The sequence below is a fragment of the Marmoricola sp. URHA0025 HA25 genome, assembly GCF_054059435.1.
The window spans coordinates 2,781,897-2,803,782 of sequence record NZ_JBSSCD010000001.1 but is presented as its reverse complement, the minus strand read 5'-3'; the positions used below and the strand labels follow the sequence as shown (position 1 = coordinate 2,803,782).

The 21,886-nt window shown below is 70.9% G+C and carries 21 protein-coding genes; 12 read left to right on the top strand and 9 right to left on the bottom strand.

Annotation, left to right across the window (positions count from 1 at the left end):
- Positions 1–526 precede the first annotated feature (526 nt).
- From ACVW00_RS13785 to ACVW00_RS13770, 4 genes are all read right to left on the bottom strand, one after another.
- Entirely contained in the window at positions 527–1,654 is a 1,128-nt protein-coding gene (locus tag ACVW00_RS13785) for a PQQ-dependent sugar dehydrogenase (RefSeq protein ID WP_457111469.1), read from the bottom strand.
- 32 nt (positions 1,655–1,686) lie between these two features.
- Positions 1,687–2,412: an NADP-dependent oxidoreductase gene (locus tag ACVW00_RS13780; RefSeq protein ID WP_457111468.1), complete on the bottom strand. Its 726-nt coding sequence runs from the start codon at positions 2,410–2,412 to the stop codon at positions 1,687–1,689.
- A gap of 24 nt (positions 2,413–2,436) precedes the next feature.
- A complete protein-coding gene (locus ACVW00_RS13775) occupies positions 2,437–3,396 on the bottom strand; it encodes an alpha/beta fold hydrolase (protein ID WP_457111467.1) in 960 nt (319 codons plus the stop codon).
- A gap of 68 nt (positions 3,397–3,464) precedes the next feature.
- Positions 3,465–3,728: a hypothetical protein gene (locus ACVW00_RS13770; RefSeq protein WP_457111466.1), complete on the bottom strand. Its 264-nt coding sequence runs from the start codon at positions 3,726–3,728 to the stop codon at positions 3,465–3,467.
- Positions 3,729–3,899: 171 nt separating this feature from the next.
- Here ACVW00_RS13770 and ACVW00_RS13765 point away from each other — a divergent pair, with 171 nt between their 5' ends.
- Entirely contained in the window at positions 3,900–4,976 is a 1,077-nt protein-coding gene (locus ACVW00_RS13765) for a WD40/YVTN/BNR-like repeat-containing protein (protein ID WP_457111465.1), read from the top strand.
- Positions 4,977–4,980: 4 nt separating this feature from the next.
- Here ACVW00_RS13765 and ACVW00_RS13760 read toward each other — a convergent pair whose 3' ends face one another.
- Positions 4,981–6,630 (bottom strand): cyclic nucleotide-binding domain-containing protein, encoded by a 1,650-nt coding sequence (locus ACVW00_RS13760; protein ID WP_457111464.1) that lies wholly within the window; start codon positions 6,628–6,630, stop codon positions 4,981–4,983.
- Between the two features lie 129 nt (positions 6,631–6,759).
- On the opposite strand from ACVW00_RS13760, the gene ilvD reads away from it, so the two are divergent.
- From ilvD to ACVW00_RS13740, 4 genes are all read left to right on the top strand, one after another.
- Positions 6,760–8,460 carry a dihydroxy-acid dehydratase gene (ilvD, locus tag ACVW00_RS13755; RefSeq protein WP_457111463.1) on the top strand — a complete coding sequence of 567 codons (1,701 nt, stop codon included), beginning with the start codon at positions 6,760–6,762 and terminating at the stop codon, positions 8,458–8,460.
- Position 8,461: 1 nt separating this feature from the next.
- The gene (locus ACVW00_RS13750; RefSeq protein ID WP_457111462.1) at positions 8,462–8,881 is read left to right on the top strand and encodes a VOC family protein; all 420 of its coding nucleotides are present in this window, start codon (positions 8,462–8,464) and stop codon (positions 8,879–8,881) included.
- Positions 8,882–8,944: 63 nt separating this feature from the next.
- Positions 8,945–9,955 (top strand): hypothetical protein, encoded by a 1,011-nt coding sequence (locus tag ACVW00_RS13745; protein WP_457111461.1) that lies wholly within the window; start codon positions 8,945–8,947, stop codon positions 9,953–9,955.
- A gap of 48 nt (positions 9,956–10,003) precedes the next feature.
- Positions 10,004–10,696 carry a GNAT family N-acetyltransferase gene (locus ACVW00_RS13740; RefSeq protein WP_457111460.1) on the top strand — a complete coding sequence of 231 codons (693 nt, stop codon included), beginning with the start codon at positions 10,004–10,006 and terminating at the stop codon, positions 10,694–10,696.
- Between the two features lie 3 nt (positions 10,697–10,699).
- Here the strand turns inward: ACVW00_RS13740 and ACVW00_RS13735 are convergent, their stop codons facing one another.
- A complete protein-coding gene (locus ACVW00_RS13735; protein ID WP_457111459.1) occupies positions 10,700–11,152 on the bottom strand; it encodes a DUF6973 domain-containing protein in 453 nt (150 codons plus the stop codon).
- 260 nt (positions 11,153–11,412) lie between these two features.
- On the opposite strand from ACVW00_RS13735, the gene ACVW00_RS13730 reads away from it, so the two are divergent.
- The 3 genes from ACVW00_RS13730 to ilvC all read left to right on the top strand — a co-directional run bounded on the left by ACVW00_RS13730 (position 11,413) and on the right by ilvC (position 14,813).
- Positions 11,413–13,176 (top strand): acetolactate synthase large subunit, encoded by a 1,764-nt coding sequence (locus tag ACVW00_RS13730; protein ID WP_457111458.1) that lies wholly within the window; start codon positions 11,413–11,415, stop codon positions 13,174–13,176.
- Complete coding sequence (ilvN, locus tag ACVW00_RS13725; protein WP_457111457.1) at positions 13,176–13,712, top strand: acetolactate synthase small subunit; 537 nt, start codon at positions 13,176–13,178, stop codon at positions 13,710–13,712. The genes ACVW00_RS13730 and ilvN overlap by 1 nt, the downstream gene beginning before the upstream one ends.
- 72 nt (positions 13,713–13,784) lie before the next feature.
- Positions 13,785–14,813: a ketol-acid reductoisomerase gene (gene ilvC / locus ACVW00_RS13720; protein ID WP_457111456.1), complete on the top strand. Its 1,029-nt coding sequence runs from the start codon at positions 13,785–13,787 to the stop codon at positions 14,811–14,813.
- Between the two features lie 105 nt (positions 14,814–14,918).
- Here ilvC and ACVW00_RS13715 read toward each other — a convergent pair whose 3' ends face one another.
- Positions 14,919–15,734, bottom strand: coding sequence for an ABC transporter permease (locus ACVW00_RS13715; protein ID WP_457111455.1), 816 nt, complete (start codon positions 15,732–15,734; stop codon positions 14,919–14,921).
- A complete protein-coding gene (locus ACVW00_RS13710; RefSeq protein WP_457111454.1) occupies positions 15,731–16,630 on the bottom strand; it encodes an ABC transporter ATP-binding protein in 900 nt (299 codons plus the stop codon). The genes ACVW00_RS13715 and ACVW00_RS13710 overlap by 4 nt, the downstream gene beginning before the upstream one ends.
- A 126-nt stretch (positions 16,631–16,756) precedes the next feature.
- On the opposite strand from ACVW00_RS13710, the gene ACVW00_RS13705 reads away from it, so the two are divergent.
- The 4 genes from ACVW00_RS13705 (at position 16,757) to ACVW00_RS13690 (ending at position 20,715) form a co-directional block, all read left to right on the top strand.
- Positions 16,757–17,461: a DsbA family oxidoreductase gene (locus ACVW00_RS13705; RefSeq protein WP_457111453.1), complete on the top strand. Its 705-nt coding sequence runs from the start codon at positions 16,757–16,759 to the stop codon at positions 17,459–17,461.
- An 85-nt stretch (positions 17,462–17,546) separates the two neighbouring features.
- Positions 17,547–18,980 carry an argininosuccinate synthase gene (gene argG / locus ACVW00_RS13700; protein WP_457111452.1) on the top strand — a complete coding sequence of 478 codons (1,434 nt, stop codon included), beginning with the start codon at positions 17,547–17,549 and terminating at the stop codon, positions 18,978–18,980.
- 69 nt (positions 18,981–19,049) lie between these two features.
- Entirely contained in the window at positions 19,050–19,994 is a 945-nt protein-coding gene (locus tag ACVW00_RS13695; RefSeq protein ID WP_457111451.1) for a sigma-70 family RNA polymerase sigma factor, read from the top strand.
- A 121-nt stretch (positions 19,995–20,115) separates the two neighbouring features.
- Positions 20,116–20,715 carry a dihydrofolate reductase family protein gene (locus ACVW00_RS13690; protein ID WP_457111450.1) on the top strand — a complete coding sequence of 200 codons (600 nt, stop codon included), beginning with the start codon at positions 20,116–20,118 and terminating at the stop codon, positions 20,713–20,715.
- 380 nt (positions 20,716–21,095) lie between these two features.
- Here ACVW00_RS13690 and ACVW00_RS13685 read toward each other — a convergent pair whose 3' ends face one another.
- Positions 21,096–21,677: a hypothetical protein gene (locus tag ACVW00_RS13685; protein WP_457111449.1), complete on the bottom strand. Its 582-nt coding sequence runs from the start codon at positions 21,675–21,677 to the stop codon at positions 21,096–21,098.
- Between the last annotated feature and the right edge of the window lie 209 nt (positions 21,678–21,886).

Below are 21,886 nucleotides of genomic sequence, written 5' to 3'. Positions count from 1 at the left end.
GGGCGGGGTCGAGCTGGTCTTCTTCCTGCTGGTCCTCGCGGGCCGGGTCTTCGGGGCCGGGTTCGGGTTCGCGTTCGGCTGCACCACGCTGTTCGCGTCCGCTCTGATGACTGCCGGCGTCGGGCCCTGGCTGCCGTTCCAGATGCTCGCGGCCGCGTGGGTCGGCATGGGTGCCGGCCTGCTCCCGCGCCGGGTCCGCGGCCGCGCGGAGATCGCGATGCTGGTCGTCTACGGCATCGTCGCGGCGTACGCGTACGGGCTGCTGATGAACCTCTCCGGCTGGCCGTTCGCGCTCGGCGTCGACGTGCCCGGACACACGGGGTCGCTGTCGTTCGTGCCCGGCGACCCGGTCTGGGAGAACCTGCACCGGTTCGCGGTCTACACGCTGCTGACCTCGACCGGCAGCTGGGACACAGGCCGGGCGATCACGAATGCGGTCGCCCTGACGGTGCTCGGCCCGCCGGTGCTGGTCACCCTGCGCCGGGCCTGGCGCCGCGCGGACGTACGCCGGGTCGCGACCGCCGGCTCAGGGCCGGACGAGCAGGATCCGGTCGTCACCGTCCGCCGGGTCGCCGCGCCCGTCGCGGTTGGAGGTGGTGACCCAGAGGTTGCCGTCGGGCGCGACCACGACGGTCCGCATCCGCCCGTACTTCCCGACGAAGAAGTCAGCCGGGTGCGCGGCGCGCGTGCCGGCGACGTCGATCCGCCAGAGGCGCTCACCCCGTAGCGACGCGAGCCAGAGGTGCCCGTCCAGGAACGCGAGGCCGGACGGCGACGCCTGCGACGTGGGCCAGACGACCTGGGGGTTGCGGTACTGCGACTGCGTGCCCCGCCCCTCGACGTCCGGCCAGCCGTAGTTGGTGCCCTTCTCGATCAGGTTGAGCTCGTCCCAGGTCTGGTCGCCGAACTCCGACGCCCAGAGGTGGCCGGCGCCGTCGAAGGCCAGTCCCTGGACGTTGCGGTGCCCGAGCGTCCACACCGGCGAGCCGGGGTCGGGGTTCCCCGGTGCGGGCTTCCCGTCGGTGGTGATCCGCAGGATCTTGCCGGCGAGGCTGTCCTTGCGCTGGGAGAGCTCGCCGACCCCCGTCTCGCCGGTGGACACGTAGAGGTCGCCGTCGGGTCCGAACGCCAGCCTGCCGCCGTCGTGCCGGAAGCCGGTCGGGATGCCGGTCAGGATCGGCGTGGGCGCGCCGAGGTGGCCCTGGTCGAAGTTCATCCTCAGGACCCGGTTGTCGCGATCGGTCGAGGCGTAGACGAACACCTGCTTGTCCTCGGCGTACGACGGCGAGACCGCGAGCCCCAGCAGCCCGGACTCGCCACCCTGGACGTCGGTCTCGCCGATCCGCCCCACCTCGGTGACCGTGGAGCCGGAGATCTGCAGCACCCGGCCGGTGTCCCGCTCGGTGACCAGTGCCGAGCCGTCGGGCAGGAAGCCGATGCCCCAGGGCACGGCGAGATTGCGGGCGACCGTGCCGATCACCCGCGGCGTACCGGACGAGGGAGTCGCAGCAGTCGGCGGCGACGAAGACGCTGACGACGATTGCGGCGAGGCCGTCGTGGTCCGGGGCTCCGGCGCGCTCGATCCGGATCCGCCGCAGCCCGCGACGAGGCCGGCCAGCGCCAGGACCGACGCGATCACCCCGGGATGCCTCACCTGCCCCAATGTAACGGCGGGGCGAGCGGCCCTCAGGGGACGAGCACGACCTTGCCGGTCTTGCCGCGGGCCTCGACGCGCGCGAACGCGGCGGCGAACTCCTCGAGCGGGAAGACCGAGTCGATCGCTGGACGCAGCGGCGGCAGGGCGGCGAGCTGGGCACCGTCGGACTCGACGATGAAGTAGACGGCCCCTGGGGCCTCGGCGGCGATGGTCACCACCCGACTCGCTCGCTCCGCTCCGCGGGTGAGCCACTCGCCGCCGACGGTGTCGAAGAGCAGGTCGCAGGGCTCGTCGTCACCGACGAGGACCGCGCCGAGACGCTCAGCGAGCTGGACGGCCACCTGGCCGACACCGGCGCGTGCTCCGGACACGACGACCCGCTCGCCGGCGGTGAGCTTGCCGTGGACGACCATGCCCTGCCACGCACTCAGGCCGGTCATCGGCAGGGCCGCTGCCTCCTCGTGGCTCAGGTCGGGCGGCTTGGGGGCGAGCAGGTGCCTGGGCACGACCGCCCACTCCGCGGCGACGCCGTCGCGGTCGAACGGCGTCAGCGCCATGACCTCGTCGCCGGTGCCGTCGACGACCCCCGAGAGCTCGTACGACGGTGTCGCCGGCAGCCGGTCGGTCGGCCAGGTCAGCTCGTCCCGGGTGATCGCGGCCGCATGCACGCGGACCAGCACCTCGTCGCTGCCCGGCACCGGCTGCGGGAGGGCCTCGAGCCGGAGGCCGTCGGAGTGAAGTCGAACCGCCCGCATCTCAGTCCTTTCGGAAGCGCTCGCTCAGACCCGCGCCAGCAGGTCGAGGAGCAGGGTGTGCACCTCGTCCGGCTTCTCCATGTTGACGAAGTGGCTCGCGTTCAGCCGCACGTACGCCGACCCGGCGATCCGCTCCGACGCCGTCCGCATGTCCTCGGCGGACGCGAGCAGATCCCACCGTCCGGCGACGAAGGTCGCGGGCACCTTGATGGAACGAAGCGACACCCGGACGTGCCTGGAGGTGGTGACGGCCAGGTGCATGTACCAGTCGATCGGCGTGGTCAGGAACTCCTTGACGGCGCGCCGGGCCATCTCCACGTCGGGCACCGGCAGCATGAAGCCGCTGTGGGTGATCACGGCTCCCGTCAGCGGTCCGACCGGCAGCCGGCGGGCCACCAGCGAAAGCGGCCTGCCGACCGCGCCCATGGCCCGGGCGGCGTTGACGGTGATCGCGGCGCGGACGAAGCGTGGCACTCCGAGAGGCGCGAGCATCGAGGCGAACGTGCCGCCGGGCACTCCGGCGACGGCGAAGAGCGCCGAGACCCGGTGTGGATGCAGGTAGGCGAGCTCGAAGGCGGTGTTCACGCCCATCGACCAGCCCATCACCGGGCACGACGCGACGCCGGCGTCGTCCATCACGGCGAGTGCGTCCTCGACGAAGTGCTCGATGCCGACATGGGTCCGGTCGGCCGGTCGCCCGGACCCGCCGGTGCCGCGGTGGTACCAGGAGATCACCCGGACGCCGCAGTCAGGCTCGAGCAGGGCCGGCCAGCTGAACGGGCCGGTGCCCAGGCCGTTGCAGAGCAGCACCGTCGGCCCGGTGAGGGTGCCGTCGACGTCGTTGGTCCACGCCCGGAGCTCGGTGCCGTCCTTGGCCGTCACGGTGTAGTGCCGGACCTGGGGTGCGGTCGGTGCCTCGGCCGGGCGCAGGGCAGGCTCGGGTACGACGTGCAGCGCGGCAGGCGCCGTGACCTCGGCAGACATGGTCCTGAGTCTGCCCCAACCCTCCTGCGTGAGGAGGGATTTGGTGTCCGAGATCACCCGGGGTGCGGTCAGCCGACCCCTCGCATCGGGGCAGCCTCGGCGCCTGCCTGTGGCCGAGCGGCGAGTGCCAGGGTGCGCTCGGTCGAGACGCCGTGCGACGGGGCCCGGCGTGCCAGGTGCTCGACGACGAAGGCCTCGACCTCGAGGCGCTCGAGTCGACGTGCCGCCAGGACGGTGCACGACGCCATCGCGTTGCGGCGTGCCTGCTCCTGGCTGTGGGTCGCCCACCGGCCCACGAGGACCAGCGGCGTGGCGGCGATCAGGCGGCTCATCATCCGGTTCCTCCCTCCCTGTCCGTCCCGGGTCACCGGGGCCGTGCATCGAAACCTAGGCGGGCGAGGGGACCGGGTGGTCACACACGTGTGACGAGTGCGTGAACTCCGCTTCACGCACGGGCCGCAATTGATCTTGAGGGGAGTCGGCGGGAGGAGCATGCTCAGCGGATGGCAGACACGATCCTGATGGTGGGCACGCGCAAGGGGTTGTGGGTCGGCCGGTCCGACGAGCGTCGTACGGACTGGACCTGGAACGGCCCCCACTTCGACATGACCGAGGTCTACTCCTGCATGGTCGACACGCGCGGTGACCGGCCCCGGCTCTTCGCCGGCGCTGCCTCGCCCTGGACCGGTCCGCAGATCCAGGTCTCGGACGATCTCGGCGAGACCTGGCGCCCGACGGCGGGTGCGCACTTCCCCGAGGACCTCGACACCTCCGTCGAGCGGGTCTGGCAGCTCGTCCCTGCGGGCGAGAACACGGTGTACGCCGGCACCGAGCCGGGCGCGGTGTTCCGGTCCGACGACAACGGCGAGACGTTCACGCTGGAGCGCGGGCTCTGGGACCACCCGCACCGCCCTGACTGGGGCGCCGGCTTCGGCGGCCAGGCCTTCCACACGATCCTGCCCCACCCCGACGACCCGGACTCGGTCACGGTCGCGATCTCGACGGGTGGCTGCTACCAGACCTCCGACGGCGGCGCCTCGTGGGAGGCGCGCAACCACGGCGTGCGAGCCGGGTTCCTCCCGGAGGGCCAGCAGTACCCGGAGTTCGGCCAGTGCGTGCACAAGGTGGCGCGCCACCCGTCGCGGCCGGAGCGGCTGTTCATGCAGAACCACGGCGGTGTCTACCGCTCCGACGACCACGGCGCGTCCTGGGAGTCGATCGCCGAGGGCCTGCCGGTCGACTTCGGCTTCCCCGTGGTCGTCCACCCGCATGAGGCCGACACCGTCTACGTCTTCCCGCTCAACGGTGGCGACCGCCGCTACCCACCGGAGGCGCAGGCCCGGGTCTGGCGGTCGCAGGACGCAGGCAAGTCGTGGGAGGCGCTCGGTGAGGGGCTGCCCGACGACTTCTACGTCGGCGTCATGCGCGACGCCATGTGCACCGACGCCCAGGACAGTGCCGGGCTGTACTTCGGTGGCCGCAACGGCACGGTCTGGGGCTCCTCGGACAGCGGTGAGAGCTGGCGGCAGATCGTGGCGAACCTGCCTGACGTGATGTGCGTGCGGGCGGCGGCGATCTGATCCCTCACGCCGACGGTGGGTCGGACGCCAGGCGCTGGCGGGCCAGTGTCTCGGCCTCCTCGGCGCTGACCTGGTTGCGCGAGACAGCGCTCAGGAACGCTTCGCGGGAGAGGGCAAGGACGCGCAACGGCCCGGCGGCTGTCACGGTCGCGGTGCGCGTCACGCCGCGCAGCAGCGCGATCTCCCCGAACCCCTCCCCGGGTCCGAGCGCCGGGCGGGGGACGCCCGCGACCGAGACCGCTGCCGAGCCCTCCCGCACGATGTAGAAGCGGTCGCCCGGCTCGCCCTCGCGCATGACCACCTCGCCGTCGGCGTACTCGTGCGTCTCGACCTCGATCGCCAGCTGCTCGATCACGACCAGGGGGAGTGCGGCGAAGATCGGCATCGTGCGCAGTCCCGCGGCCTCCGGTCGCGGCTTCGGCATCGTCCGGTCCAGGCTGGTGAACGGCGTGATGTAGGCAGCCGCCAGGACGACGAGCCCGGCTCCCAGCACGAGCAAGGACGCGCGGACGCCGAGCCAGTCCGCGAGCCGCGGCGCTGCCAGCGACCCGAGGCCCATCCCGGTCATGACCACCAGCTCGAACGCCCCGAGCGCGCGCCCGGCCAGCTCCGGTCCGAGGATGCGGGGCATCAGCACGAACGCCGGTGCGTCCTGGAAAGCGTTCGCGATGCCGACGAGCACCAGTGCTCCGAAGGCGGCTGCCGCCGTCGGAGCGCCCGAGAGGGCAAGCACGCCGAGGCCCCAGCCCGCGGCGCCGACGAGGAAGCACCGGCCGAGGGTCGTCATCCGGACCAGCCGGGAGGCGAGGGCGGCCCCCGCCAGGCCACCGAAGCCGATCGCGGCGTTCAGCCAGCCGATGGAGTCGTCGCCGAGCGAGAGCGTGTCGAGGGCGAGGACGATCATCAGGACGAGCAGGGCGCCTCGGAGGAAGGTCTGCGCGAACGCGAGGACCACGATCCCCGCCGGTCGTCCGATCCGCGCGAGCGCAACCCCGCCCTCGATCGCGTCCCGGACCAGCCCGCGGCGCTGGACGGGTCCCGCGTCCTGATGGGCTCCCTCCGGTACCGACAGCCGTCGCAGGCTGAGGGTGGCGAGGAGCAGGCAGAGCGCGGACCCCGCGATGGCCGTCTGCGCATCCGCGAACGCGAGCACGGTGCCGGCGAGCACCGGTCCGATCAGCGCGGCGAGGTTCTCGGCCATCGTGGCGGCCACCGTCGCTGCGGTGAGCTCGGCGGGCGTGCGCGCCAGCCACGGGAGCACCGATGCCTGGGTCGGCCGGAAGGTCGCCGAGAGCGAGTGCGCCGCTGCAGCGAAGCCGACGACGAGAGCCGCCGGTGCGTCGGCCACGGCGAGACCCGCGGCGGCCGCGACCAGCAACGTGCGCACCGCCGTGGTCGAGCGCAGCATCGTGGCGCTGCCGACCCGGCCGGTCAGGCTCATCAGCATCGGTGTCAGGAGAGCGCCGGGGACGGTCGAGACGATGCCGTACACCGCGACGAGGTTCGCCCCGCCCTCGGCGTACGAGTACGCCAGCAGCGCGACCGTGTAGCTGAAGGTGCCGGCGAGCGACAGGAGCCATCCGAGCTCGAGCCGGCGGATGTCGGGTTGGCGCAGAGCGACCAGCCCGGTCGAGCTCACGGCGCCGTCACCCACGACTGCTGCGCTCCCCGATGGGCCATTCCCGGACGATAGCGTCGCCCGGACCGGCGTACGGCTGATTGCCTGATGCCGCGATCCGAGCACCGCGGAGCCGTCGCCGTGGACGTCGGGGACAATGAGCCCATGACGCAGCCCCGCACCTCGGCCCCCGACCTGAAGCCCCGCAGCCGCGACGTCACCGACGGGCTGGAGAGGACAGCCGCCCGGGGGATGCTGCGCGCGGTCGGCATGGGCGACGAGGACTTCGAGAAGCCCCAGATCGGCGTCGCGTCGAGCTGGAACGAGATCACCCCGTGCAACCTGTCCCTCGACCGGCTCGCGAAGGCCGCGAAGAACGGCGTGCACGCCGCGGGCGGCTACCCGCTCGAGTTCGGCACGATCTCGGTCTCCGACGGCATCTCCATGGGACATGAGGGCATGCACTTCTCGCTGGTCAGCCGCGAGGTGATCGCCGACTCCGTGGAGACCGTGATGATGGCCGAGCGCCTCGACGGCTCCGTGCTGCTCGCCGGCTGCGACAAGTCGCTGCCGGGCATGCTGATGGCGGCTGCGCGCCTCGACCTCGCCTCGGTGTTCCTGTACGCCGGGTCGATCATGCCGGGCCAGGTCGACGGGCAGGACGTCACCATCATCGATGCGTTCGAGGCGGTCGGGGCCTGCCTGGCCGGCAGGATGACCCGCGAGCAGGTCGACAAGATCGAGCGCGCGATCTGCCCCGGTGAGGGCGCTTGTGGTGGCATGTACACCGCGAACACGATGGCCTCGGTGGCAGAGGCGATCGGCATGTCGCTGCCCGGGAGCGCCGCGCCGCCGGCGGTCGACCGCCGCCGCGACGGGTTCGCGCACCGCTCGGGTGAGGCGGTCGTCAACATGCTGCGCCAGGGCATCACCGCGCGCCAGGTGATGACGCGCGAGGCGTTCGAGAACGCCATCGCCGTCGTGATGGCCCTGGGCGGCTCGACCAACGCGGTCCTGCACCTGCTCGCGATCGCTCGCGAGGCCGAGGTCGAGCTGAGCATCGACGACTTCAACCGGATCGGTGACAAGGTCCCCCACCTGGGCGACCTGAAGCCGTTCGGGCGCTACGTGATGAACGACGTCGACAAGATCGGTGGCATCCCGGTCGTCATGAAGGCGCTGCTCGATGCGGGGCTGATGCACGGCGACTGCCTCACCGTCACCGGAAGGACGATGGCCGAGAACCTCGACGCCCTGGCCCCGGCCTCGATCGATGGCGAGGTGATCCGCAAGCTCAGCGAGCCGATCCACAAGACCGGCGGCATCACGATCCTCAAGGGCTCGCTCGCCCCCGAGGGCGCCGTCGTGAAGTCGGCCGGTTTCGACGAGTCCGTGTTCACCGGCACCGCTCGGGTCTTCGACGGCGAGCGGGCAGCGATGGACGCGCTCGAGGCCGGCCGGATCGTGGCCGGTGACGTCGTGGTGATCCGCTACGAGGGCCCGAAGGGTGGCCCGGGAATGCGCGAGATGCTGGCGATCACGGGTGCCATCAAGGGCGCCGGCCTCGGCAAGGACGTCCTGCTGGTCACCGACGGCCGCTTCTCGGGTGGCACCACCGGGCTCTGCGTGGGCCACATCGCGCCCGAGGCGGCCGACGGCGGCCCGATCGCCTTCGTGCGCGACGGCGACCCGATCACCCTCGACGTGGCCAACCGGTCGCTCGACGTCGAGCTCGCCGACGGGTCCGACTCGTGGGAGGCGCGCAAGGACGGCTGGATCCCGAACCCGCCGAAGTACACGCGCGGCGTGCTCGGCAAGTACGCGAAGGTCGTGCAGTCCGCTGCCCACGGGGCGGTCTGCGGCTGACGTGGACCAGCGGATCAGCTTCCTCACTCTCGCGGTCGGCGACCTCGAGGCGACCAGGACGTTCTACCTCGACGGCCTCGGCTGGAGCGCGGAGCTGTACGTCCCCGACGAGGTGCTGATGATCCGCGCAGGCGAGCACCTGATGCTGTCGCTGTGGGCCGAGGCGGGGTTCGAGGCCGAGGTCGGTCCGGTACGCCGAGGCGAGGGCATCGTCCCGATCACGATCGCCCACAACGTGCGCACCGAGGAGGAGGTGGACGCGATCCTCGACCTCGCGCGCGCAGCCGGTGCCGACCCGGTGCAGCCGGGTCAGCGGCGGGACTGGGGCGGCTACACGGGCTACTTCGCCGATCCCGACGGGTTCCGCTGGGAGATCGCCGTCAACTCGGCCATGGAGCACCTGGTGATCCCGGAGGACTGACCGGAAACTCCCGGAAACGGGCAACGCCGCGCCGGGCGATTCTGCGCCCGTACGCTTTCCGCGATGTCTGTGCCGAACGGCGACCGTCAAGGTCCCCAGATCTTCCTCGTGCTGCTGGCCCTGGTCGGCTTCCTCGCGCTGGTCGGGGGCGTCTCGCACCTCGACGACGGCGGCCACCCGCGTGGCGAGGTCGTGCCGCACGCACCCGTACTGCCCGCACCGCCGGTCGCGGGTGGGCTGCGGGCGCCGGCGGCCGCGACGCCGCCGGCCGCTGCACCTGCAGCGATTCCCGAGCTCCCCGGCGGTGGCCGCCGGATCTTCGCCGACGGCCGGTTCCTCGTCGCCTACTACGGGACCGCCGGCACGGGCTCGCTCGGCGTGCTCGGTGAGGACACCCCGGAGAAGATCATGCCGCGCCTGTTGCGTGCCGCCGCTCCGTTCGGGCGCGACGGCCGCACGGTGCAACCGGTCTTCGAGCTGATCGTCACCGTGGCGCACGCCAGTCCGACGAAGACCGGCACCTACAGCTCCAACATCCCCCGCGCGGCGGTGCAGCGCTACATCGACGCGGCGCACGCGCACGGCGCGCTGCTGGTCCTCGACCTGCAGCCCGGTCGCGCCGACTTCCTCGACGTCGCGAAGAGCTGGCGGTGGGCGCTCCGCGATCCGTGGGTCGGGCTGGCCCTCGACCCGGAGTGGCGGATGGGCCCGCACGGCGTGCCCGGGCGCCGGGTCGGCTCGGTGTCGGCCGCGGAGGTCAACCGCGTCTCGGCCTGGCTCGAGGACCTCACGGCCGCCGAAGGGTTGCCGGAGAAGGTCTTCATGCTGCACCAGTTCCGCATCGACATGATCCGGCACATCGAACGAGTCCGTGACCGCGACGATCTCGCCCTGGTCCAGCACGTCGACGGGTTCGGCACTCCGCAGCAGAAGCTCGCCACCTTCCACGCCGTGATCCGCCCGCGGCAGTTCGCCCTGGGGTTCAAGCTGTTCTACGACGAGGACGTCCACCGGATGCGTCCGGCGCAGGTGCTCGCCATCCGGCCACGGGTCTCGTTCGTCAGCTTCCAGTAGCACGGAAATGCCGAGCCTCACCGGCGACCGCCCGCCTACGATGCGCCGGTGAGCGAGCCGCGGACCAACGAGCACGGACAGCCGATCGGTCGCGCCGTCCAGTGGAGACCGCGGCCGGAGGTCAGGCCCGTGACGCTGGTCGGACACTGGTCGCGCATCGAACCGGTCGCCGCTCACCACCTGCCGCAGCTGTACGACGCCCTGGTCCAGCGCTCGCCGGCCAGCATCTGGACCTACCTCGCGGTCGGCCCGTTCGCCGAGCCCACCGGCCTCGACGCGTGGCTGCGCGACCTGAACGACGACCCGGGAGCCGTTCCGCACACGATCTGCACCTCTGCGGGCCGCGCGGTCGGCGTCGCGTCGTACCTGCGGCTGGACCACCTCAACGGCTCGGCCGAGGTCGGCGGGATCGCGCTGTCGGCCGAGCTGCAACGGACCACGGCGGCGACCGAGTCGATGTACCTGATGATGCGTCACGTCTTCGACGACCTCGGCTACCGTCGCTACGAGTGGAAGTGCGACTCGCTCAACGAGCCGTCACGACGAGCGGCTGCGCGGCTGGGCTTCACCTACGAGGGCACCTTCCGCAACGCGCTGGTCTACAAGGACCGCAACCGGGACACCGATTGGTTCTCGATCACGGACGCGGAGTGGCCGGGGGTCCGCAGTGCCCTCGAGGCCTGGCTGGACCCGGCCAACTTCGACGACGAAGGGCAGCAGCGAACGTCGCTCCGCGGCTGAGACTCACCGGGCGAGCTCGCCGGCGGACCACTTGGCGCCGGCTGCCGACGACGCGACGTCCACGGCCGCGCGCACCGACCCCTCCGCCAGCTGGTGGGCGTGCGCGTGGCCCCAGGCCTGCCCGGCGGCGTTGTTGCGCTGGTCGACGGCCGTGTCGCGCAACCGGGTGCTGCCGCGCTCCTGTGCGTCGGCGACGGCGGTCGCCACGTGGATCCCGTGCCGGCCCGTGATCACGGCCTGCCAGGTGAAGTGGCGTACGGCGTTCTGCCGCCCGGGCTTCCCCGAGCCGTGCCGTGCCGCGACGACCAGCGCCGCGGCGCTGGTCGCCAGCACGTCGAGCGCCTCGGTGGGGCTGGCGCCTGCCTGCCGGGCCGCGCGGTACAACCGCGGAGCCCCGACCGACGCATTCCTCGCGGTCGCCACCAGGGTGCCGAACCGTCGCCGCGGCGCTGACATGGATCCACTCTCGCACGCACCGCGAGCGCCACCATCCAAGATGTCTGTCCCAGATCATGGGATCGCTGGCAGACTGAGTTGAGCGCGGAGACGCGCGAGGGGCATCATGTCCGCATGCGTCTGGAGATTCTCGTACGCACGCGACGCGTGAGCTGAGGCCACCACCCTCTGCGCCCACGCGTCGACCCCTCGCTGCCGTTCCCGGCCGAGGGGTTTTTTGTTGGACCGAACTACTCGACAGGCAACACGATGAGGAAGCCATGACTGAGGCCACCACCGGGACACAGGTCACCGGTGCCCAGAGCCTGATCAAGTCGCTGGAGAGCGCGGGCGTCGAGAACATCTTCGGCATCCCCGGCGGCGCCATCCTCCCGGCGTACGACCCGCTCTTCGACTCCCGGATCCGGCACATCCTCGTGCGCCACGAGCAGGGCGCCGGTCACGCGGCGCAGGGCTATGCGGCCGCGACCGGCAAGGTCGGCGTCTGCATGGCGACCAGCGGACCGGGCGCGACGAACCTGGTCACCCCGCTCGCGGACGCGTTCATGGACTCGGTGCCGCTGGTGGCGGTCACCGGCCAGGTCGGGGCTGCCCAGATCGGCACTGATGCGTTCCAGGAGGCCGACATCCGCGGCATCACGATGCCGATCACCAAGCACAACTTCCTGGTCACCGACCCGGCCGACATCCCGCGCACCGTGGCCGAGGCCTTCTACCTTGCCTCGACCGGTCGTCCCGGGCCCGTCCTGGTCGACGTGGCGAAGTCGGCGCTGCAGGCGATGACGGAGTTCGTCTGGCCCACCGAGCTCAACCTCCCCGGCTACCGCCCCGTGACCCGGCCGCACGCCAAGCAGATCCGCGAGGCGACCCGGCTGATGCTCGAGGCGCGCAAGCCGGTGCTCTACGTCGGTGGCGGCGTCATCCGTGCACGCGCCAGCCAGGAGCTGCGGGTGCTCGCGGAGATGACCGGCATCCCGGTGGTGACCACGCTGATGGCGCGGGGCGCCTTCCCCGACAGCCACCCGCAGCACCTCGGCATGCCCGGGATGCACGGCACCGTGGCGGCGGTCGCGGGCCTGCAGAAGAGTGACCTGATCATCAGCCTGGGCGCGCGGTTCGACGACCGGGTGACCGGGGCGCTGGACTCCTTCGCGCCCGGTGCGAAGGTGATCCACGCCGACATCGACCCCGCGGAGATCGGCAAGAACCGCATGGTCGACGTGCCGATCGTCGGTGACTGCCGCGAGGTCATCGCCGACCTGATCGTGGCGCTCCAGGCCGAGCAGGACTCCGGCAACACCGGCGACTACGAGGGCTGGGTCAAGATGCTCGCCGGCGTGAAGCAGCGCTACCCGCTCGGCTACGACACCTCCGAGGACGGCCTTGCTCCGCAGTACGTCCTCGAGCGCCTCGGCCAGATCAGTGGTCCGGACTCGATCTACGTGGCGGGGGTCGGCCAGCACCAGATGTGGGCGACCCACTACGTCGGCTTCGAGAAGCCGAACACGTGGATCAACTCCGGCGGTCTCGGCACGATGGGCTTCGCCGTGCCGGCCGCGATGGGGGCCAAGGTGGGCCGGCCCGACACGACCGTGTGGGCGGTGGACGGCGACGGCTGCTTCCAGATGACCAACCAGGAGCTCGCGACCTGCACGATCGAGGGCATCCCGATCAAGGTCGCGATCATCAACAACGAGTCGCTCGGCATGGTCCGGCAGTGGCAGACGCTGTTCTACGAGGGCCGCTACTCCAACACCGACCTGCACACGGGAGCGAGCCGCCGGATCCCCGACTTCGTCAAGCTCGCCGACGCGTACGGCGCGGTCGGGCTCTCGTGCGACAACGCCACCGACGTCGACGCGACCATCAAGAAGGCGATGGAGATCGACGACGTCCCGGTCGTGGTCGACTTCCGGGTGCACCGCGACGCGATGGTGTGGCCGATGGTGGCCGCGGGCACGTCGAACGACGACATCAAGTACGCCCGGGACCTGGCCCCCGAGTTCGAGGAGGACGACCTCTGATGAGTATTCACACTCTTTCGGTGCTTGTGGAGAACAAGCCCGGTGTCCTCGCCCGCATCGCCGGCCTGTTCAGCCGTCGCGGCTTCAACATCGACTCCCTGGCCGTGGGTCCGACCGAGCACCCCGAGATCTCCCGGATGACGATCGTGGTCAACGTCGAGGAGTCCCCGCTCGAGCAGGTCACCAAGCAGCTGAACAAGCTCGTCGAGGTGATCAAGATCGTCGAGCTGGAGGGTCGCGAGTCGATCGAGCGCGAGCTGCTCCTCGTCAAGGTCAAGGCCGACGTCGACAGCCGCTCGCAGGTGCTCGACGTGGTCCAGCTGTTCAAGGCCCGGGTCGTCGACGTCGCCACAGACGCGATCACCCTCGAGGTCACCGGCAACTCCGGCAAGCTCGCCGACTTCCTCAAGGTCGTCGAGCCGTTCGGCATCCGCGAGCTGGTGCAGTCCGGCCTGGTCGCCATCGGCCGCGGCGGCCGCTCGATCAGCGAGCGCACCCTCAGGCCGGTCCCCGTGCCGGTGCCCAAGGCGGTCTGACCCGGCCGACCCGGCCGCTTCCCACCCGACGTACGACAAACGCGATCACCGCAACCAGAAGGAGAGCCCACCGTGGCTGAAATGTTCTACGACGACGACGCCGACCTGTCCCTGATCCAGGGCAAGCACGTCGCCGTGATCGGCTACGGCAGCCAGGGCCACGCCCATGCGCTGTCGCTGCGCGACTCGGGCGTCGACGTCCGCATCGGCCTGCAGCCGGGCTCGAAGAGCCGCGAGAAGGCAGAGGCCGAGGGCCTGCGCGTGCTGACCCCGGCCGAGGCGGTCGAAGAGGCCGACGTGATCGTGATCCTCGCGCCCGACCAGCACCAGCGGAAGCTGTACGCCGAGGAGATCGCTCCGGGCCTGACCCCGGGCGACACCCTGGTCTTCGGCCACGGCTTCAACATCCGCTTCGGCTACATCACGCCGCCCGAGGGTGTCGACGTCTTCATGGTCGCGCCCAAGGGTCCTGGCCATCTGGTCCGCCGCGAGTACGTCGACGGCCGGGGCGTCCCGGTGCTCGTCGCGGTCGAGAAGGACGCCTCCGGCAAGGCCTGGGACCTGGCGCTCTCCTACGCCAAGGGCATCGGCGGCCTGCGCGCCGGCGGCATCAGGACCACCTTCGCCGAGGAGACCGAGACCGACCTCTTCGGTGAGCAGGCAGTGCTGTGCGGCGGCGCCTCGCAGCTGGTGATGTACGGCTTCGAGGTGCTCACCGAGGCGGGCTACCAGCCCGAGGTCGCCTACTTCGAGTGCCTGCACGAGCTCAAGCTGATCGTCGACCTGATGTACGAGGGCGGCATCGCCAAGCAGCGCTGGTCGGTCTCCGACACCGCGGAGTACGGCGACTACGTCTCCGGCCCCCGGGTGATCACGCCCGACGTCAAGCAGAACATGGTCGAGGTGCTCGACGACATCAAGAGCGGCAAGTTCGCGCAGCGGTTCATCGACGACCAGGACGCCGGCGCCCCGGAGTTCAAGGCCCTGCGCGCCAAGGGTGAGGCGCACCCGATCGAGGGCACCGGCCGCGAGCTTCGCAAGCTGATGGCCTGGGTGAAGAGCCACGACTCCGACTACGTCGAGGGCACTGCCACGCGCTGACGTCGTGCCGGCAATTCACTATGCCAGTAGTGAAACTGCCGCTTCCCGTACGCGATCGCGTACGGGAAGCGGCAGTTCTGTTCGGGGAGTACGTCGTGCCAGGGTCTACTTCACCTCGGACCGCATGATCATCTTCAGGCCGACCGCCATCGGGATGACCAGCCAGACCAGCCCGGTGACGCCGAGGTGGGCCCAGTCCGCTGCGCTCGGGTCGCCGTTGAACAACGCGCCCTGGGCGTAGTTGAAGTCGATCCAGGGCCAGGTGTCCTTGAACCACGCCTGGGCGTTCGCCAGCACCATGAACAGCGCCGGCATGATGAAGGAGATCACGAAGTAGCCGACGATCGCCGCGGGCGAGTTCCGCAGCACGATCCCGAGCATCAGCCCTGCCAGCATGCCGAGCACGTTGCCGAGGATGATCAGCCCGAAGTTCAGCACGGAGATGTCCCAGACCGTGTCGACACCGGCGATGGCAGAGCCGGCGATGTTGCCGACCGCACCGACGGCGAGTGCCACGAACATCGACACGACCGCGACGGTCAGGGTGGCCAGCGCCTTGGCGGCGATCACCCGGCCGCGGTGGGGGACGAGCGTGAAGGTGGTGAGGCCGCTGCGCTGGCTCCACTCGCCGGTGACCGAGAGGATCGCCACCATCGGCAGGATCACTGCCATCGGGTAGCCGATCGCGCCGGCGAAGGCGTCCTGGGTGAGCTCGTCGTTGGGAGCGAACAGCAGCGTCGCAATGGTGGCGACCACCGCGGTGATGCCGATGCTCGTCATCAGCCAGAAGCCGGAACGCGTGTCGAACATCTTGCGCAGCTCGACGCCGACGATGCGGCTCATGGGGATCGGCTGGATCGTGCGGGACTCGCGCGGGACGGGTCGCGTCGCCGCCGGGGCCTCGAGGGTCGTGGTACTCATGCTGCTGCTCCTTCTCGCTGGGTCTCGGCGGTGAGCTCGAGGAACATCTCCTCGAGGCCGGCGCTGTCCGCCGTCCTGAGCTCGGTGAGGGCGATGCCGGCCGCGAGCGCGACCTGCCCCACCCGGGTGGGATCTGCGTCGGTGTGCACCGCACCGTCGGGGTTGATCGTGACGGTGGCACCGGCGTTCTGGAGGGCACGGCCGAGGACGACGTGCTCCGCGGCCCGTACGACGGTCCCGGCGGCGTCGAGCAGTTCGGCCTTGGTGCCCTGCGCGACGATCCGTCCGTTGCCGATCACGACGATGTCGTCGGCGATGACCTCGATCTCGTGGAGCAGGTGCGAGGAGAGCAGCACGGTGCCGCCCTTGTCGGCGTACTCCCGGAGCAGGTCGCGCATCCACCGGATGCCCGCCGGGTCGAGCCCGTTGGCGGGCTCGTCGAGGATCAGGACCTCCGGGTCGCCGATCAGCGCGGTCGCGATGCCGAGGCGCTGGCGCATCCCGAGCGAGTAGTTGCGCACCCGCCGGTCGGCCTCGGCGCCGGTCAGGCTGACCTTGTGCAGCATCTGCTCGACGCTCGCCTTGGGCAGCCCCATGGTGCGCTGGGCGATCGTGAGGATCTCCCGGCCGGTGCGACCCGCGTGCTGAGCAGAGGCGTCGAGGAGGACGCCGACCTCCAGGCCGGGGTTCGGCAGGTCGGCGAACGGCCGCCCGTCGATGAGCGCCCGCCCGGTGGTCGGAGTGGTCAGGCCGACCATGACGCGCATGGTGGTCGACTTGCCGGCGCCGTTGGGGCCGAGGAAGCCGGTGACCCGTCCTGAGCGCGCGGTGAAGGAGACGTCGTCGACGGCCGTGAACCGGCCGTACTTCACGCTGAGAGATTCGATGGTGATCATGAGTGGAAGCCTCGCCGTCCCGGCCGATCACCACATCGGGGACAACGCCGGACTCACCCCTGAGCGGACCCTGAGCCGACCCCGGGGGAGTGGAACAAATCCGGGTCGGTTGCCTGTTCAACCATCATGCGTATCGAGATCTGGAGCGACGTCGTCTGCCCGTGGTGCTACATCGGCAAGCGCCGGCTGGAGTCTGCACTAGCGTCCTTCGACCACGCGGGCGACGTCGAGATCGTCTGGCGGTCCTTCGAGCTGGACCCGTCAGCGCCCAAGGACCCGGTCGAGACCGTTGCCGAGGCCCTCGGCCGCAAGTACGGCGGCGGGCCCGAGGCCGGACGCCAGATGGTGGACCGCGTCGAGGCCGTCGCGGCCGAGGAGGGCCTGCTCTTCCGCCACCACCAGTCGCTGCGCGTGAACACCGTCGACGCGCACCGGGTGCTGCACCTGGCCCTGGAGACCGGCGGCCCGCAGCTCCAGGGCCGGCTCAAGGAGGCGCTGCTCTCGGCGTACTTCGTGGAGACCGAGAACGTCGCCGACCACGACACGCTGCTCCGGATCGCTGCCGGCCTCGGTCTCGACGAGGTCCGGGTGAAGGAGGTCCTGGCCGGCGACGAGTACGCCGATGCCGTGGAGGCCGACGTCCGCGAGGCGGTCTCGCTCGGTGCGACCGGCGTGCCGTTCTACGTGGTCGACCGCAAGTACGGGATCGCGGGCGCCCAGCCCAGCGAGGTCTTCGCCCAGGTCCTCGAGAAGGCATGGTCGGAGAGCCATCCCGCACTCGACCTCGTCGGCGGAGCCGACGCGTGCGGGCCCGACGGCTGCGCTGTCTGACCGGGGTCTCGACTGAGGGCTTCCCTCGCTGCTCGATCAGGGTCAACGTTTTGCATGGCCATGCATTGTCATGCATACTTCTCGGGTGTCCAAGGTCCTCACCTCACTCCCGGTCGGCGAGCGCGTCGGCATCGCCTTCTCGGGCGGTCTCGACACCTCGGTGGCGGTCGCCTGGATGCGCCAGAAGGGCGCGGTGCCCTGCACCTACACCGCCGACATCGGCCAGTACGACGAGCCGGACATCGCCTCGGTGCCGAGCCGAGCGGGTGAGTACGGCGCGGAGATCGCCCGCCTCGTCGACTGCAAGGCGCAGCTCGTCGAGGAGGGCCTCGCCGCGATGGCGTGCGGGGCGTTCCACATCCGCAGCGGCGGTCGCGCGTACTTCAACACCACGCCGCTCGGGCGCGCGGTCACCGGCACGATGCTGGTGCGCGCCATGCACGAGGACGGCGTCGACATCTGGGGCGACGGCTCGACGTTCAAGGGCAACGACATCGAGCGGTTCTACCGCTACGGCCTGATGGCGAACCCCGCGCTGAGGATCTACAAGCCGTGGCTCGACGCCGACTTCGTCGCCGAGCTCGGCGGCCGCGCCGAGATGAGCCAGTGGCTCATCGAGCACCGGTTGCCCTACCGCGACTCCCAGGAGAAGGCGTACTCCACGGACGCCAACATCTGGGGCGCGACCCACGAGGCAAAGACGCTGGAGCACCTCGACGTGTCGCTGGAGACCGTCGAGCCGATCATGGGCGTGAAGTTCTGGGACCCGGCCGTCGAGATCGCCACCGAGCACATCACCGTCGAGTTCCGCGCAGGTCGCCCGGTGGCGATCAACGGGACGACGTACGACCACGACCCGGTCGCGCTGGTCCAGGCGGCCAACGCGATCGGCGGGCGCCACGGCCTCGGCATGTCCGACCAGATCGAGAACCGGATCATCGAGGCGAAGTCGCGGGGCATCTACGAGGCGCCCGGCATGGCGCTGCTCTGGATCGCCTACGAGCGGTTGCTCAACGCCATCCACAACGAGGACACGATCGCGAGCTACCACGCCGAGGGTCGCCGGCTCGGCCGGCTGCTCTACGAGGGCCGCTGGCTCGACCCGCAGGCGCTGATGCTGCGCGAGGCCATCCAGCGCTGGATCGCCTCGCTGGTCACCGGGGAGGTGACGCTGCGGCTGCGTCGCGGCGAGGACTACACGGTCCTGCGCACGGAAGGCCCGGCCTTCTCCTACCACCCCGAGAAGCTGTCGATGGAGCGCACCGAGAACGCCGCCTTCGGCCCGACCGACCGGATCGGCCAGCTCACCATGCGCAACCTGGACATCGCCGACTCGCGCGAGAAGCTCGAGCTCTACGCGGCACAGCCGATGGAGCAGGGTCAGGTCCGGGTGGAGCACGGCATCCTGTACGGCGAGCTGCCGCCCGGCGGCTTCGACCAGATCACCTTCAACGAGTCGCTGACCGGTGACGAGGAGGCCGCCCTCGAGGAGGCGGCCATGGAGTTCGGCACCGACTGACCGCCCGGAGCTCGTTGCCGGCCTGAAATGAGCTTCCTCGTCCGGGCGGGCGGCGGAAGACTGCGTGCCGTGACCCTCGCCGCAGCCCAGGCCGGAGACCACGACGCGTTCGCCGAGCTGGTTGCGCCCCATCGCCACGAGCTCCGGGTGCACTGCTACCGGATGCTCGGCTCGGCCGACGACGCCGACGACGCGGTGCAGGAGACCCTGGTGGCGTCCTGGCGGGGGATCGGCGGGTTCGAGCAGCGCAGCTCGCTGCGCGCCTGGCTCTACCGGATCGCCACCAACGTCTGCCTGCGAATGGCCGACCAGCGCAAGCGCCGGATCCTCTCCTGGGACCACGGCCCCGCGCGGTCGCCCGACGACGACCTCGGCATGCCCGAGCCCGGACCATGGCTCGAGCCGTGGACCGATCCGGACGCGGCGTACGAGCGCAAGGAGACCATCGGGCTCGCCTTCGTCGCGGCCCTCCAGCACCTTCCGCCGAACCAGCGGGCGGTGCTGATCCTGCGCGACGTGCTCGACTTCTCCGCGGCCGAGGTCGCCGACCAGCTGGACACCTCGGTCGCGTCGGTCACCAGCGCGCTGCAGCGCGCCCGGCAGGGCGTCGAGGCGCGGGTGCCGGACCGCGAGCAGTCCTCGGTCGGCGTGGCCGAGATCGAGAATGCGGTGGTCACGGCCTTCGTCGATGCCTTCGAGCGCCGCGACGTCGACGCCCTGGTCAGCCTGCTCGCCGAGGACGTCCGGTTCACGATGCCGCCCCTTCCCACCTGGTTCGACGGGCGCGAGGACGTCGGGGGCTTCTTCGCACGCAGGGTCTTCGCGACGCCATGGCGCGCGCGGCCCGTCCAGGTCAACGGCCAGCCGGCGCTCGCCTGCTACCAGGAGGTGGACGGCGAGCTCCGGCTCAGCGCCCTGAACGTGCTCACGATCGCAGGAGGCCGGATCAGCTGGATCGCGTCGTTCCTCGACCCGAAGTGCCTCGGACGCCTCGGGCTGCCCGCGAGCCTCTGACCCACCCGGCGAGCCTGTCGAGACCTCCGGCAGCAAGGAAGTTCTCCGGGACCGATGAGTCCGTGCGTCCGCGTGTCTCTCAACGGGTGCAGCCATCGACCCGACTACGAAGGAGCACCCCATGGGATCCCTGATCGTCACCAACATCGTCTCGCTCGACGGCTTCGACCGCGACGCCGAGGGCAGCCCGCTGGCCCTGAACATGGACGGCGCGTTCGACTCCTACAACCTCGAACGGATCCGCGGCGCCGCCGCCGTCCTGCTCGGCGCCACGTCGTACCAGATGTTCAGCTCGTTCTGGCCGTTCGTCGCGGACGCGCCCGACGACCCGGCCAACCCGGCACTGAGCCCGACCAACCGGGAGTTCAGCCGGATCTACAACCAGGTCCCGAAGATCCTGGTCAGCGACGGATTCGAGCCGGCCCACGAGAACCCCTGGACCGCCACGACCACCCGGGTACGCCGCGCCGACGTGGCGGCGTGGATCGGGGAGCAGCGCCGGAGCGACGACGGCGACCTCGTCGTGTTCGCCAGTCGCACCACCTGGAACGGGTTGCTGCGAGACGGGCTCGTCGACGAGGTCCACCTGGTCGTCAGCCCCCGGACGCTCGGCGCGGGTGGCGCGGTCTTCGACGATCCGGTCGAGCTGCGCCTGCTGGGCGCGCGGGCACTCGACGGCTCGGACAATGTGCTGCTGCGCTACGCGCCGAGAGGCACCTGAGCCGCTGGTCCAGTCAGGATGTCCACAGCAGGCCGCGGCGTCTGTGGACATCGGGGCTTTCCTGTGGACGACGGCAGCAGAACTGTGGAGAACGCGCCGTCGATCGCGAATTCGCCGAAATAGCAGGCGAAAGGCCTTGCCACGGCAGGTCGCGGACCCGTAGACATCTCCTACGCGATCCCCTCGGGGAGAGCGGGATCGGATCGAAGTGAGGACCTTCCGGAGGGGCAACCTTCCGGAGCCGGCAAGGTGACAGCCGGTGGGTCGGAGCGTAGGTCCGGTCGACTGGAAAGTCACCGTGCTCCGGTCACCCAGAAGGGCCCAGCAACTCATACTTGCTGGGCCCTTCGCCTATGTCGGGCCGGGTGTCAGGCGGATCCTCAGGTCCGGCTCGCCGCCGGCTTGCCGTCCCAGGCCATCCGCCAGTGCCGGCCGACCTCGACGAGCCGGACCGTTTCGTCGACCGCGTGGGTGCCGCCGTCGTCGGTGATGGTCGCCTTCACCTGCACGGTTCCCGTGCCGGTGCCGAAGTGCGGCGTGCCGACGCTGATCGTGTCCAGGTGGGCGCTCCTGTCCTCGCCGAGCACCGCCTGGCACTCCTCGCGGGTCTTCGGGGCCGGCGGGGCGACGACGGGCGCCAGCTCGTCACAGGCCCTGCCCTGGCCGCTCTCCGCCGAGACCAGCAGCCTGAAGCCGCGGCGCACGTCGCTCCTGGCGGCGTCGGCAGAGGCGACGTGCGCGTGGCGGTAGATCCGCACGCCCCCGTACGCCGCCCCGCCGAGCAGCGCGACGCAGGCCGCGGCGACCACGAGGCCGACCAGGGGCCGGCCGACGGAGGCGGGCACCGGCTCGGCGACCGAAAGTCCGCGCTCGGTGTCGGTGATGACGCGGTCGCAGGCGAGGCAGAAGGTCGCAGTGGGCCTGATCGGCTCGGAGCAGTGGGGACAGGGCACGGTTTGCACACCGGCACGATGCCATCCCGCAGGTGCCGGACAGCCCACCTTCAGGACATCCTCAGCCTGGTCCTACGAACTTCTTCGCCGACGCGTGACGGGCACCACCCGGCGGCACGCCAGGGCGCGGAATCCCCGCGGGGGCGCCGGGCCGGTCCGGTAGAGTCGGCGAGGGCACAACGTCGTGCGCGGCGGGCCGTCCGCAACCCGAAACGGCC

What these genes read in the sequence shown, in the direction of transcription:
- ACVW00_RS13780 (WP_457111468.1), bottom strand. Translation starts at nt 2,412, where the DNA reads ATGCGGGCGGTTCGACTTCACTCCGACGGCCTCCGGCTCGAGGCCCTC.
- ACVW00_RS13775 (WP_457111467.1), bottom strand. Translation starts at nt 3,396, where the DNA reads ATGTCTGCCGAGGTCACGGCGCCTGCCGCGCTGCACGTCGTACCCGAG.
- ACVW00_RS13730 (WP_457111458.1), top strand. Translation starts at nt 11,413, where the DNA reads ATGACTGAGGCCACCACCGGGACACAGGTCACCGGTGCCCAGAGCCTG.
- ACVW00_RS13715 (WP_457111455.1), bottom strand. Translation starts at nt 15,734, where the DNA reads ATGAGTACCACGACCCTCGAGGCCCCGGCGGCGACGCGACCCGTCCCG.
- ACVW00_RS13745 (WP_457111461.1), top strand. Translation starts at nt 8,945, where the DNA reads ATGTCTGTGCCGAACGGCGACCGTCAAGGTCCCCAGATCTTCCTCGTG.
- ACVW00_RS13705 (WP_457111453.1), top strand. Translation starts at nt 16,757, where the DNA reads ATGCGTATCGAGATCTGGAGCGACGTCGTCTGCCCGTGGTGCTACATC.
- ACVW00_RS13690 (WP_457111450.1), top strand. Translation starts at nt 20,116, where the DNA reads ATGGGATCCCTGATCGTCACCAACATCGTCTCGCTCGACGGCTTCGAC.
- ACVW00_RS13710 (WP_457111454.1), bottom strand. Translation starts at nt 16,630, where the DNA reads ATGATCACCATCGAATCTCTCAGCGTGAAGTACGGCCGGTTCACGGCC.
- ilvN (WP_457111457.1), top strand. Translation starts at nt 13,176, where the DNA reads ATGAGTATTCACACTCTTTCGGTGCTTGTGGAGAACAAGCCCGGTGTC.
- ACVW00_RS13770 (WP_457111466.1), bottom strand. Translation starts at nt 3,728, where the DNA reads ATGAGCCGCCTGATCGCCGCCACGCCGCTGGTCCTCGTGGGCCGGTGG.
- ACVW00_RS13735 (WP_457111459.1), bottom strand. Translation starts at nt 11,152, where the DNA reads ATGTCAGCGCCGCGGCGACGGTTCGGCACCCTGGTGGCGACCGCGAGG.
- ilvD (WP_457111463.1), top strand. Translation starts at nt 6,760, where the DNA reads ATGACGCAGCCCCGCACCTCGGCCCCCGACCTGAAGCCCCGCAGCCGC.
- ACVW00_RS13765 (WP_457111465.1), top strand. Translation starts at nt 3,900, where the DNA reads ATGGCAGACACGATCCTGATGGTGGGCACGCGCAAGGGGTTGTGGGTC.